This is a genomic window from Lactobacillus sp. ESL0263 (assembly GCF_003692845.1).
GTDB lineage: Bacteria > Bacillota > Bacilli > Lactobacillales > Lactobacillaceae > Lactobacillus > Lactobacillus apis.
In genome coordinates this window covers 1-12,946 of record NZ_REHL01000005.1, presented here as the reverse complement: position 1 = coordinate 12,946, position 12,946 = coordinate 1, and the positions used below count along the sequence as shown (strand labels likewise).

Annotated in this window: 10 protein-coding genes; all 10 read left to right on the top strand. The window is 37.5% G+C overall.

Annotated features, from left to right (window positions below):
• Positions 1 to 115 precede the first annotated feature (115 nt).
• Positions 116 to 2,695 carry a DNA mismatch repair protein MutS gene (gene mutS / locus F5ESL0263_RS06030; protein ID WP_122035728.1) on the top strand — a complete coding sequence of 860 codons (2,580 nt, stop codon included), beginning with the start codon at positions 116 to 118 and terminating at the stop codon, positions 2,693 to 2,695.
• 2 nt (positions 2,696 to 2,697) lie between these two features.
• Positions 2,698 to 4,581, top strand: coding sequence for a DNA mismatch repair endonuclease MutL (gene mutL, locus F5ESL0263_RS06025; protein WP_122035649.1), 1,884 nt, complete (start codon positions 2,698 to 2,700; stop codon positions 4,579 to 4,581).
• A 3-nt stretch (positions 4,582 to 4,584) separates the two neighbouring features.
• Positions 4,585 to 5,169: a Holliday junction branch migration protein RuvA gene (gene ruvA / locus F5ESL0263_RS06020; protein WP_074426260.1), complete on the top strand. Its 585-nt coding sequence runs from the start codon at positions 4,585 to 4,587 to the stop codon at positions 5,167 to 5,169.
• A 34-nt stretch (positions 5,170 to 5,203) separates the two neighbouring features.
• Positions 5,204 to 6,220, top strand: coding sequence for a Holliday junction branch migration DNA helicase RuvB (gene ruvB, locus F5ESL0263_RS06015; protein WP_046307375.1), 1,017 nt, complete (start codon positions 5,204 to 5,206; stop codon positions 6,218 to 6,220).
• 71 nt (positions 6,221 to 6,291) lie between these two features.
• The gene (gene yajC / locus F5ESL0263_RS06010; RefSeq protein ID WP_122035647.1) at positions 6,292 to 6,729 is read left to right on the top strand and encodes a preprotein translocase subunit YajC; all 438 of its coding nucleotides are present in this window, start codon (positions 6,292 to 6,294) and stop codon (positions 6,727 to 6,729) included.
• Positions 6,730 to 6,849: 120 nt separating this feature from the next.
• Entirely contained in the window at positions 6,850 to 8,298 is a 1,449-nt protein-coding gene (gene zwf, locus F5ESL0263_RS06005; RefSeq protein WP_122035646.1) for a glucose-6-phosphate dehydrogenase, read from the top strand.
• Positions 8,291 to 9,427, top strand: coding sequence for a DNA polymerase IV (gene dinB / locus F5ESL0263_RS06000; RefSeq protein WP_232354587.1), 1,137 nt, complete (start codon positions 8,291 to 8,293; stop codon positions 9,425 to 9,427). The genes zwf and dinB overlap by 8 nt, the downstream gene beginning before the upstream one ends.
• A 55-nt stretch (positions 9,428 to 9,482) precedes the next feature.
• Positions 9,483 to 10,439 carry a bifunctional oligoribonuclease/PAP phosphatase NrnA gene (locus F5ESL0263_RS05995; protein WP_122035642.1) on the top strand — a complete coding sequence of 319 codons (957 nt, stop codon included), beginning with the start codon at positions 9,483 to 9,485 and terminating at the stop codon, positions 10,437 to 10,439.
• Complete coding sequence (locus tag F5ESL0263_RS05990) at positions 10,432 to 11,793, top strand: DEAD/DEAH box helicase (protein ID WP_122035640.1); 1,362 nt, start codon at positions 10,432 to 10,434, stop codon at positions 11,791 to 11,793. The genes F5ESL0263_RS05995 and F5ESL0263_RS05990 overlap by 8 nt, the downstream gene beginning before the upstream one ends.
• 231 nt (positions 11,794 to 12,024) lie before the next feature.
• Positions 12,025 to 12,558: a TetR/AcrR family transcriptional regulator gene (locus F5ESL0263_RS05985; RefSeq protein ID WP_122035638.1), complete on the top strand. Its 534-nt coding sequence runs from the start codon at positions 12,025 to 12,027 to the stop codon at positions 12,556 to 12,558.
• Positions 12,559 to 12,946 lie beyond the last annotated feature (388 nt).

Here is a 12,946-nt window from a genome sequence, read left to right as displayed (position 1 = left end):
AAAAAAGAGATCGTTTGTTGCGGTCTTTTTTCTTTTGACAGATAGTTTAGCGTATAATGATAACAGTAACGCAAAAGAAGAAGAGGAACAAATGGCTAAAGCAAATTTAACTCCGATGATGGAGCAATATCACGAAATTAAAAAGCAATATCCCGATGCTTTTCTTTTTTATCGCGTCGGGGATTTTTATGAATTGTTTGAAGACGATGCCGTCAAGGGTGCACAGATTCTTGAGTTAACTTTAACGCACCGATCAAATAAATCAGAAAATCCGATTCCAATGGCGGGTGTTCCTCATGTTGCAGTTGATTCCTACGTGGATACTTTGGTTGAAAAGGGTTATAAAGTAGCGCTATGTGAGCAGCTTGAAGATCCTAAAGAAGCTAAAGGGATGGTCAAACGAGGTATTATTCAACTAGTTACACCAGGAACACTAATGAACGACAAGCCAAGTGAGGCTAAGGAGTCCAACTATTTAACTTCCGTTGTTACTACTAAAAACAGCTTCGGTTTGGCCTATAGTGACTTGTCGACTGGTGAAATTTATACGACACATTTAAAAACTTTTGCGGCCGTTTCAAATGAACTACTATCATTGCGAACTAGAGAAGTTGTTTATAATGGACACTTAAGCGACCGCGACAGTGAATTTTTGCATAAAGCTAATATTACAGTTTCAGAGCCGGCTGAATTAACTGGTAATCACGCTGAAGTTTCATATGCCCAACAGAATTTAACTAATGAGGCTGAAAAAGAAGCAGTTAAGCAATTAGTTGGTTACTTGTTGCAGACACAGCGTCGCAGCTTAGCGCACTTACAGATTGCTCAAAGTTATGAAGTCAGCCAATATTTGCAAATGTCACATACTGTTCGTGACAACTTAGAATTAACTGCTTCGGCTAAAACAGGCAAAAAAATGGGCTCACTTTTTTGGGTGCTCGATAAAACTCACACTGCAATGGGTGGCCGTCTTTTAAAACAGTGGCTTGCTCGTCCACTTTTGTCGGTTAATGAACTGAATAACAGACAGGAAATGGTCCAAGCTCTCCTTGATGGTTATTTCACACGCGAAAACGTTATTGATTCGCTAAAGGGCGTCTATGATTTGGAAAGACTAACGGGACGAATTGCTTTTGGTAATGTTAACGCTCGTGAACTTTTGCAACTAGCACATTCACTTCAAGCTGTTCCCGACATTTTGACCTCTTTGGCGAATTCTGATAACCCCGTGTTACAGAACTTTGCGCAAAAGATTGATCCACTAAAAGGAGTTGCCGAGTTAATTAGTTCAACCATTGTCGAGCAACCACCAATTCTGACTACAGAGGGTGGCTTGATTCGTGAAGGCGTTGACAGTCAGCTAGACCGTTATCGAGATGCAATGAATAATGGTAAAAAATGGCTAACTGAGATGGAACAGACCGAGCGTCAGAAAACTGGAATTGATAATCTGAAAGTTGGTTATAATAAGGTTTTTGGCTATTATATTCAAGTCACCAATTCAAATAAGAGTAAGGTGCCATTAGATCGTTATACACGTAAGCAAACCTTAACTAATGCTGAAAGATATATCACACCAGAACTAAAAGAACACGAAAATTTGATTTTGGAAGCTCAAACCAAGTCGACAGAACTTGAATATCAATTATTCGTCAAATTACGTGAAGAAGTTAAAAAAGATATTTCTGCTTTACAAAAATTAGGTGCGCAGGTGGCTGAGCTTGACGTCTTTTGTTCGTTTGCGCAAGTGGCCGAAGAAAATAATTACTGTCGTCCAAGTTTCCATACAGATAATCAGGATGTGAAAGTTGTTCTTGGCCGTCATCCTGTTGTTGAAAAGGTTATGAAGTCAGGAAGCTATATTCCAAATGACATCAAGTTGGCAAATGACACCGATATTTATCTCATTACCGGACCAAATATGTCTGGTAAGAGTACGTACATGAGACAAATGGCTTTAATTGCAGTTATGGCTCAGGTCGGCTCATTTGTTCCAGCAGATAGCGCAGATTTGCCGATTTTTGACCAAATTTTCACAAGAATTGGTGCAGCAGACGACCTGATTTCGGGTCAAAGTACTTTTATGGTTGAGATGACAGAAGCAAATGAAGCTTTGCAAAACGCAACCAAAAGAAGTTTGGTTTTATTTGATGAAATTGGCCGTGGAACTGCGACTTATGATGGTATGGCTTTAGCTGGAGCAATCGTGCAGTACTTACATGATGAAGTCGGTGCCAAGGTTCTGTTTGCAACGCATTTCCATGAATTAACTGCACTTGAGCAGACCTTACCTCGTTTGAAGAATATTCACGTTGGCGCGACTGAAGAAAATGGTAAGTTAATCTTTTTACATAAGATTTTGCCAGGTCCAGCAGATCAAAGTTATGGTATTCACGTTGCTCAATTAGCAGGATTGCCACGTAAAGTTCTTCGTCAGGCAACAAAATTACTCAATCGTTTGGAAGCACAAGGTAATGATTTGGGGCCATCTTCGGCTCAACTTGACTTATTCTCAAGTGCTACTAGTGATGAAGGCGAAAATCCAGTTGAGACGGCTGATTCTGAAAACAAGTTAACAGATAAAGAAAAAGACGTTTTAGATGAAATTTCGAATCTCTATCTGGCTGACCAAACACCACTTCAAATAATGCAGCTAGTTGAAAACTGGCAAGAAGACTTAAAGGATGAGGACTAATCATGGGTCAAATTCACGAATTATCAGTCAATTTATCCAACCAAATAGCTGCTGGAGAAGTAATTGAGCGACCAGCAAGTGTAGTTAAAGAATTAGTTGAAAATGCAATTGATGCCGGTAGTTCTCGCATTCGAATTGACTTTATTGATGCTGGCTTGAAGCAAATTGTTGTTCAAGACAATGGCTCAGGTATTCCAAGTGATCAGATTGATCTTGCCTTTACCAGACATGCGACTAGTAAAATTAATAATGAACACGACTTATTTAACGTGGCAACGCTTGGATTTCGGGGAGAAGCATTGGCCTCAATTGCTGCTGTCAGTCATGTGGAAATTTTAACTAATTCGACGGGGACCATTGGAACTAAAGCGGAATTTTCTGCTGGCGTAAAGAAAAGTCAAGAAGATGCTGCGGCTACTAAGGGAACCCAAATAACCGTTAAAGATTTATTTTTTAACACACCTGCTAGATTAAAATACCTTCGTAGTCCGCGAACAGAAATTATGAAAATCGTTGATATTGTTAATCGAATTGCTCTTGGCTATCCAGAGATTTCGATTACTTTGATGAATGAAGGACGTTTATTGCTCAGAACAGCTGGCAATGATAACTTGAAGCAAACTGTTTCAAGTGTTTATGGCCGTTCAATTGCTGAAAAAATGATGCCTTTTCAGAGCAGTGATAATGATTTTGAGATTGAAGGATTAATTTCTAAACCGGGTCTGACTAGATCAACACGTAATTTTATTTCAATCCTACTTAACGGTCGCTATATTAATAATTTTCAGTTGGCTACAGCAGTTATGGATGGCTATGGAACAAATTTGAGTGCAAAGCACTATCCAATAGCAGTGGTCAAAATAAAAGTTGATCCGTTACTTGTTGATGTCAATGTGCACCCGACGAAGCGCGAGGTTCGACTTTCAAAGGAAACTGAACTAAGTCGCTTAATTACCAATGCAATCAGCAGTGCATTATTAGCTGATGATGTTCAGGCTGATGCGATTGAAAACTTAAATTCTTCGACTGAAGAAACCAGAATTGATCAGTTAAAGTTTAATCTTAATAAGAACGTCGTTGAAACTAAAAGACCTGAAGTAACGAGTGACGAAGTTCATGAAACCCCTGCTACTGAAATTCACCAGGATCACAATCAGCAATATGTTGATTTGAATGAGCCACGTGAGGATGATCGCTACATTATTACAAAAACTTGGAAGGAAAATGTTGCTAAGCAAGTACAACTTAGACCTTTTTCAAAATCAAAACTGACTGAAGAAGTGATTTCAGCTGGCGATGAGGTTTTAGCAAATAGCCTGCCAGAACTAAAACTGGTTGGACAAACTAGTGTATACTTAATTGCTACTAGTGGGGATGATCTCTATTTGGTTGATCAAGTTGCAGCTAGACGATTGATTTCTTTTGAAAAAATTAGGGCAGAAATGTCTGCACAACAAATCAATCAACAAGGATTACTAACACCACAAATTTTAGAGTTTGGCAGTCTGGATTTTATTCAAATAAAAGACAAGTTACCGGAAATTGAAAAAATCGGTATTTTTCTGGAAGAATTTGGGCAAGATACATTTATTTTAAGGTCGTATCCAACCTGGATTGAAGGTGACCTTGAGCAGTCAATTAGATTGATTTTGGATAGCTATTTGAATGTTGACCAAAATAATTATGCAAATTTAGTTAAGCGAATAGCTGCTGATCAAGCTCAAAGAGCAGTTCCTGGACGTAAAAAATTATCAGCTGCCGATTGCAACAATATTTTGACGACCTTGCGTCAAATAGGTGATCCTTATCATGATGCAAAGGGAAATGTTGTGATTGTGCGTTTACGTGAAAATGACTTGCGGAAAATGTTTAAAAAGGGTGAATAGTTAATGTATGAATATCTTTCTGGTGTAATCACTGTGGTGAAACCAGACTACATTGTAATTGACGTTGGTGGCGTGGGCTATAAAGTTTTTAGTCCCACTCCATTTGCGTATCAAGAGGGGCAGAAAGCGAGAGTTTTTATTGAACAAATCGTTCGGGATACTGGAATAACTCTTTTTGGCTTTCAAACTGAAGATGATAAGGGACTATTTTTGAAGCTACTCAGTGTAAGTGGGATAGGGCCAAAGTCGGCCTTGGCAATAATGGCCGCTGAAGACAGTAACTCACTGGCTGAAGCAATTGAACAGGGAGAAGTGAAATATCTTACTCGGTTCCCTGGTGTTGGCAAAAAGACTGCTTCGCAAATTGTCCTCGATTTAAAAGGAAAACTTGGCGATTATGTTCAGAAAATTGACAAATTTGCTGATCAAGAAGTTTCTCCTGAATTAAACGATGCTCTCCTAGCATTGTTAGCACTTGGTTACACTAAGAAAGAAGTTGACCGGATCACGCCTACTTTGGCAGCTGAAAAGGAAACATCGGCTGATCAATATATTAAAAAGGGACTTGCTTTATTGTTAAAGAAGTAGTTTCTGTGATAAGTTAAACAAAAAGGAAGTGAAAATGGTAATGAATGAAGATGATTCAATTGTTTCAAGAGAAGTTCAAGGAAAAAATGAAGAGCAGACAGAGTTTTCATTGCGCCCGCAAAACCTTAAAGAATATTTAGGCCAAACAAGGGTTAAAAAGGAAATGTCTGTTTACATTGAAGCAGCAAAAAAGAGGGATGAGGCACTAGATCACGTTTTGCTATACGGCCCTCCCGGCCTTGGTAAAACCACTTTAGCTTTTGTCATAGCAAATGAACTTGGCGTAAATTTAAAAAGTACCAGTGGTCCTGCAATTGAAAAGGCAGGTGATTTAGTTGCATTGCTAACTGATCTTGATCCAGGAGATATTCTATTTATTGATGAAATTCATCGCTTGCCCAAGCCAATTGAGGAAGTACTTTATTCTGCCATGGAAGACTTTTATGTCGACATTGTAATTGGAGAAGGGCAAACAACTCACGCTGTTCATGTGCCATTGCCACCTTTTACTTTAGTAGGTGCAACAACTCTGGCTGGACAGTTATCTGCCCCTTTGCGAGATCGTTTTGGAATTGTTGAACATTTACAATATTATGATGTTGATGAACTTCAGAAAATCATTCAACGTTCAAGTGAAGTTTTTAATATTAAAATAGGAGATCAAGCTGCTCATGAGCTTGCTAGAAGATCGCGTGGTACGCCTCGAGTAGCCAACCGTTTATTACGACGTGTTCGTGATTTTGCGCAAGTAAAGGGTGAAAAAGTTATATCCTATGAGACGACTAGAGACTCACTTAAGCAACTACAAGTTGATGATGAAGGACTTGACCAGACCGACCGCAAGATTTTGCGAGTGATAATTGAGAGTTACCATGGTGGACCAGTTGGTGTTCGAACAATTGCCGCAAATACTGGTGAAGATGTTGAAACAATTGAGTCTTTATATGAGCCATATTTATTACAACACGGGTTTTTATTGATGACTCCGCGCGGGCGCATGGTAACTGAAAAAGCATATTTGCAGCTTGGATTGCCAGTTCCGAACGAATAGTGCAAATGTTGCTTATGTTTTGTATAATATATTTTTAGATAATTAGAAATTTTAATTTGAGGAGTGTAAACGTGAATACTTTATTTTTAGCTAATGCTAATAACGGCATGAGCAGCATGTGGACAATTGTTATCTTTATTGTTTTGATAGCCTTAATGTACTTTACAATGATTAAGCCACAGAAGAAGCAACAACAAAAGAAAATGGAAATGATGAATGAACTTAAAAAGGGCGACAACGTTATCATGATTGATGGCTTGCACGGTAAAGTTGATTCTGTTGATACTAAAGATAAAACTGTTGTGATTGATGCAGATGGTATTTATTTAACTTTCAGTCGCATGGCTGTTCAACAAATTTTGCCAGATAAAACTGCATCTGCTGAAGCTCCAGCAACTGAAGAAAAAGCTGAAAAGCCAGATTCTGAAAAACAAGTTGAAGAACCAGCATCTAAGCCAGAAGAAGACAAACCTTCTAAGTCAAATGAAGAATCTTCAACTAAAGAATAGATATAATAAAAAGTGCCCAGTAAGGCACTTTTTTTATTTATGATTATCAAAAACTGTGTTTAACTGAAAAGTAATATAAAATAAAAGTAAAGATCAATAATACTTTGAAAGGACCCTCTCATGAAAAATATTCCAGTTGTAATGATTATTTTTGGTGGTAGTGGCGACTTAGCCCACCGAAAGCTCTACCCCGCTTTGTTTAATTTATATGAGCAAGGCTTAATTCACGATAACTTTGCTGTAATTGGTACCGCTCGTCGTCCATGGTCTCATGAATATTTGCGTGAACAAGTTAGTGATGCTGTTCATGAAACCCATAGAGAAGTAAATGAAAATGACCTAGCCACTTTTGCAAGTCATTTTTACTATCAATCACATGATGTTACTAACGTTGAGCATTATGAAACTTTGAAAAATCTAGCTCAAGAACTTGATGATCGCTATAGTGCACAAGGAAATCGTATTTTTTATATGGCAATGGCACCACGCTTTTTTGGTCAAATTGCTCAACATATCAATGATCAACATTTGACCAGTACAGGTTTTAATCGAATTGTGGTTGAAAAACCTTTTGGACGCGATTTGACTAGTGCAGAGGAATTAAATAAGCAAATCACTGCTTCATTTGATGAAGACGATATTTTCCGCATTGATCATTACCTTGGTAAGGAAATGATTCAGAACATCTTGCCACTACGGTTAACCAATCCTTTGATTAAAAATGTTTGGAACAATTCTACAATCAAAAATATACAAGTAACATTAGCAGAACATTTAGGTGTCGAAGCGCGTGGCGGCTACTATGAAACCTCTGGTGCATTGCGTGATATGGTACAAAATCATATTTTTCAAATTATTACACTACTAGCAATGCCAGAGCCAAAAGATTTATCCTCAAAAAGCATCCATGCAGCTAAACAGGAATTGCTAGATAGTTTAATTATTCCTAATGAAGCAGAAATTGCTAAACACTTTGTACGAGGACAATATTTAGGAAGTGATGTGACTTTTGGTTATCGCCAAGAACCTAATGTTGCCGAAGACTCAAACACGGAAACTTTTGTCGCAGGTGAAGTAAAGTTTGGTAAAGGTCCGTTAGCAGGAATGCCAATTTACTTCAGAACTGGTAAAGAAATGCGTGAGAAAAAGAATCGTATTGATATCGTGCTGAAGCACATGTCTAACCAATACGGTCAGGCGCACTCAAATAATATAACGATTATCATTGATCCTGACATGCAAATTTATATTACGATTAACGGTAAGAAAATCAATACACCTGGGATTAGACGTGAAAATTTGGCTTATCAATTTACCAAAGAAGAGCAAGACAAGGTGCCAGATGGTTATGAACGTTTGCTCCATGATGTTTTTGTTAATGATTCAACCAATTTTACGCATTGGAGTGAATTGAAAAATTACTGGAAATTCATTGATGTAATTGAAGAAGCTTGGCAAAAAGATAACGAAAATGGTCAAGAGCCAGAACAATACTTGCCTTATCGAATGGGACCAAAAGCTGCAAACGATATCTTTGATTCGCCAACTGAACGCTGGATTTATGACTGATTATAGCGATGGCCTGCTGCCTAAAAACGATACTTCTCGTAAAATTATTCATATTGACATGGACGCTTTTTATGCATCAGTGGAGATGCGCGATAAGCCTGAATTGAAAAATAAGGCAGTCGTAATTGGACATGATCCACGTAAAAGTAATGGTCATGGTGTCGTTTCAACTGCTAACTATGTTGCAAGAAGCTATGGCGTTCATTCTGCTATGCCTTCGATTAAGGCATTTCGCCTGGTTCCGGCCGAAAAATTGGTTTTTTTGGAACCGGATTATAAAAAATATTATTCTGTTTCTGCTGAAGTTCATAAAATGATGCACGAAATGACCGACCGTGTTCAGTCAATTGCTTTAGATGAAGCGTATTTAGATGTAACTCAAAATAAATTAGGCATCAAATCAGCTGTACAACTCGCCATTGATTTACAGACTCGTGTACGGAGAGAATTAAAATTAAATTGTTCTTTTGGGGTTTCCTACAATCGTTTTCTAGCTAAAATGGGCTCAGAATATTCAAAGCCATTTGGACGAACAGTAATTTTGCCCAGTGAAGCAAAAGAATTTTTAGCTGCACAAAAAATTGGACATTTTCATGGTATTGGACCAAAAACAGAGGAAAAATTAGCTGAAATGGGTATAACAACCGGTAAAGGTTTGCAGCAGACGCATGTTCGAGATTTGATTAAAGAATTTAATCGAATGGGTTATTTGATGGCAGAACATGCAAATGGAATTGATTTATCGCGAGTTATCCCAGACGATGAATACAATCGCAAGTCAATTGGAATTGAGCGTAGTTATGAACCATGCGTTTACGATAAGCAAGTAGCCCTGACTAATCTTAGAAATTACGCTAGTGAGTTGGCAGAAAAACTTAGCTATGGAAATTTTTTTGCTAGGACAGTTGTTTTAAAAATTCGTAATACTGAATTTGAAACAATTACTAGAAGAAGCAAATTAGAACATGCTACCAATCAGGCAATTGAATTTTACGAAGCAGCCAAAGAACTTTTTGAACCACTTGCAGACAGTTTCTTAAGCGATGGAATACGACTATTAGGCATTACGGCGACTGATTTTACTGAAGCAGAATTTGAAAACGTTGACTTGAATTTATTTTCAAGTTAGGGTGTTATTTCTGTTAAACTAGTTAAAGTACTTAAAAGATCAAGAAGGAGAAGAAATGAACACTTTCCCAAAAATATATGAAAAAATCGAACAATATTCGACAATTATTTTGCACCGTCATACTAGCCCAGACCCTGATGCTCTAGGTTCTCAGGCAGGGCTTGCACGGTCATTAAGACTTAAATTCCCAGACAAAAGAGTTTTATGTGCAGGTGAAAACGATGAAGGTGATTTGGCATGGATTAACACCATGGACGAAGTTACTGAAGCAGATTACAAAGGTGCATTAGTTATTACAACTGATACAGGTAATACTGCGAGAATATCTAATAAGCTATACAGTAAGGGTGACTTTCTAATTAAAATCGATCATCACCCAGATGTTGAACCATATGCGGATTTGAGCTTTGTTGATGACGAAGCACCAGCAGCTTCCCAAATTGTTGCGGACTTTTTATTTGAAGAAAATCTGCCTGTAACTGCAGAAGTAGCATATCCACTTTATGCAGGTATTGTTGGTGATACTGGTCGCTTTATGTATCCAGAAACATCAGAACATACCTTCAATGTTGTTGCAAAATTGACAGCAACAGGCATTAACATTAACGAAATTGCTCGTAATATTAGCGATGTAACTTTTGCGCAGGCCAAATTACAAGCAGAAGTGCTTGAATATATGAAGGTTGATCCTAGTGGTGCGGCATATGCGATTTTGACAAGGGATGCACTAGAAAAACTAGGTGTAGATTCTGATCAAGCATCATGTACTGTATCAACTCCCGGAAGAATTAAAGACATTATTGCTTGGAATGTTTTTGTTGAAAAGCCAGATGGAACTTTTAGAGTGCATTATCGTTCAAAAGGTCCAATTATTAACGAACTTGCTGCCCAGCATGATGGTGGCGGACACGCCTTAGCCAGTGGAGCTAATGCTAAAGACATGGACGAAGTTAAGCAAATTTTTGCTGAACTAGTTCAGGTGACTAAGGAATATCGCGAAAAAAATGAATAATATTTTTACTAATGAAAAAATTAGACCAGAGTTGCGTGCTGGTTTAAAGAAAATACACTTTAGTCAGCCAACTAAAGTACAGGAAGAAGTTATTCCTGTTTTATTGGAGCGCAAAAATGTCGTTGTTCAAGCCGTAACTGGCTCAGGAAAAACGCATGCCTTTTTGGTACCAATTTTAAATGAAATTGATGAAAACCTTGAATATCCGCAAGCAATTTTGACTGCTCCTAGTCGAGAGTTATCTGAACAGCTTTATCAGGTAGCCCGTCAATTGAGGGATGCGGCTGGTCTGGATATTTCCATCGCTCATTTCGCTGGTGGTAGTGATCGTGAGCGTCAAATGAAAAAAATCAATAACCGCAATCCGCAAGTTATAATTGCCACACCAGGTCGATTACATGATTTTGTTGAAAAGAAAATTTTATTTTTGGATCACGTGCAAAATTTTGTCATTGATGAAGCAGACATGACTTTGGATATGGGATTTTTAACTGATATTGATTTTATTGCTCAAAGGTTACCTAAGACAGCGACTTTTGCTGCTTTTTCAGCAACCATTCCAGTGAAGTTATCTAACTTTTTGCGGAAATATATGTCACAACCTGAGCAAATTGTCATCGATAATCCTGCTGTAATTTCACCTACAATCAAAAATGATTTGATTGATATTGGCGGAAAAAACCGCAAACGTATACTGTACCAATTATTAACCATGGGACAGCCTTATTTAGCATTAGTTTTTGCAAATACTAAGCAAACTGTAGATGAGTTGACTAAATTTTTGCAGGAGCAGGGTTTACGTGTAGCTAAAATTCACGGCGGTATTACTGAACGCGAGCGGAAAAGAACTGTTCGCGAAATAAATGACGGTCAATACCAATACGTTGTTGCGACAGATTTAGCAGCACGTGGATTGGATATAGATGGTGTGAGTCTTGTAGTTAATTATGAGATACCACGTGATTTAGAATTTGTGGTCCACCGTGTTGGTCGAACAGGCAGAAACGGACTTTCGGGTCATGCAGTGACTCTTATTCGCGCTGAAGAAATGAACCGAATTGCTGGACTAGAAAAAATGGGAATTCATTTTGATTTTGTTGAAATTAAAAATGATGAGCTAGTACCGCGAAAACATTATCACAGCAGAAATGAACGCAGTTCAGACTCATACACTGTTGATAATAAGGTCAATGGCTATGTTAAAAAAGCCAAAAAGAAGCGTAAACCTGGTTATAAAAAGAAAATTAAGCGTGTGATTCAACAAGATAAAGCGCAGAAAAATAAAATTGAGCAGCGTCATAAGATTCGTAAAGCAAAACAACAGCGTAAACGAAAACGTGATAATAACTCATAGATTTTAAGCAGAAGCCGTTCTTACGGCTTTTGCTTTTTTTTTCACTAATTAAGCATAAGAAGAATATTATCTAAATAAAGAATAATTATTAACAATTCCTTATAAATGTTTTGTATGATAGCGGTTTAACTGCTATATTTGTTTATTGTATTATAAGAAAAAAGTGTGGTGAAGCAATTAAGTAGAACTAAAAATGATAGTTGATTAAAAGATAGTTTGGAGGAAATAAGAATGGCTACAATAAAGTTTGAAGAGGTTTTAAAGGGAGATCTTTCAAAGAGTATTGTCAGAAAATACACCGTAATTGATTTTTGCAAAAAGGCTGGAATTGAACGAGGTTCTTTTTACCAGCGCTATGGAAATATTTGTGATTTGTTTGCATCTGTAATGGTTTTACAAGTACGAAGAACTCTTCGCGGCTTGGAAAAAGAGTCAATCGAAGCAATGATTTTCAGAATGCTTGAAAAGGTTAGAGCTAATAAATATTATTTCTTAAACATAATCCTAATCTCAAAAGACTCACGAGTCTTTTATGATGTTCTGCGAAAAGAAATTGCTCTTGCAATAGAAAATTATATGCGGCCACGAGGAGCTTTTTCGGTTAGACAGGTAGAGCTAGTTGCAAATGGAATTTATGCAATTACGTACTACTGGATTCTAAGTGAATGCAAACATGATATTCGAGACGTTTATCAATGTATCTGTCTCCTGCTTAAAAATATAAATAAAACCAAAAAAGTGTCTCTAAGTAGCCACATAAATTAGAATGTTAGAAATAACATTCTTTTTTTATAAAAAAAGACTTGCCAAAAAGAGAAATAGTTGCTAGTATTAATAACTGTCGTCAGGACATAGGGCACAACAGCTCGAGCGATTGAACGACAAAAAAATCGAGCAAAACCAGTTGACAAAAGTTAGCAGGTTTAGTAAGATAACAAACGCTGCTAAGGCAAGCGGGTGATAAAGGTCAGAAAAAAGTTCTTGACAAAGAGAACAAGATCTGATTAAATATCTAAGGCGCTGCAATAAGCAGCAGGTAGTACCTTGAAAACTGAACAATGTTTTCGCAAAAATGTGCGGGTTTAAAGAACCCAAAACAAAAGAGCGAAGTCAATTTCGCAAGCAAATAAATCCGAGATGCAAATCTTGGAAC

Bases quoted from the DNA above. Each gene is read 5' to 3' on its own strand.
- F5ESL0263_RS05985 (WP_122035638.1), top strand. From the start codon at position 12,025: ATGGCTACAATAAAGTTTGAAGAGGTTTTAAAGGGAGATCTTTCAAAG.
- zwf (WP_122035646.1), top strand. From the start codon at position 6,850: ATGAAAAATATTCCAGTTGTAATGATTATTTTTGGTGGTAGTGGCGAC.
- mutL (WP_122035649.1), top strand. From the start codon at position 2,698: ATGGGTCAAATTCACGAATTATCAGTCAATTTATCCAACCAAATAGCT.
- ruvA (WP_074426260.1), top strand. From the start codon at position 4,585: ATGTATGAATATCTTTCTGGTGTAATCACTGTGGTGAAACCAGACTAC.
- dinB (WP_232354587.1), top strand. From the start codon at position 8,291: ATGACTGATTATAGCGATGGCCTGCTGCCTAAAAACGATACTTCTCGT.
- F5ESL0263_RS05990 (WP_122035640.1), top strand. From the start codon at position 10,432: ATGAATAATATTTTTACTAATGAAAAAATTAGACCAGAGTTGCGTGCT.
- ruvB (WP_046307375.1), top strand. From the start codon at position 5,204: ATGGTAATGAATGAAGATGATTCAATTGTTTCAAGAGAAGTTCAAGGA.
- F5ESL0263_RS05995 (WP_122035642.1), top strand. From the start codon at position 9,483: ATGAACACTTTCCCAAAAATATATGAAAAAATCGAACAATATTCGACA.
- mutS (WP_122035728.1), top strand. From the start codon at position 116: ATGATGGAGCAATATCACGAAATTAAAAAGCAATATCCCGATGCTTTT.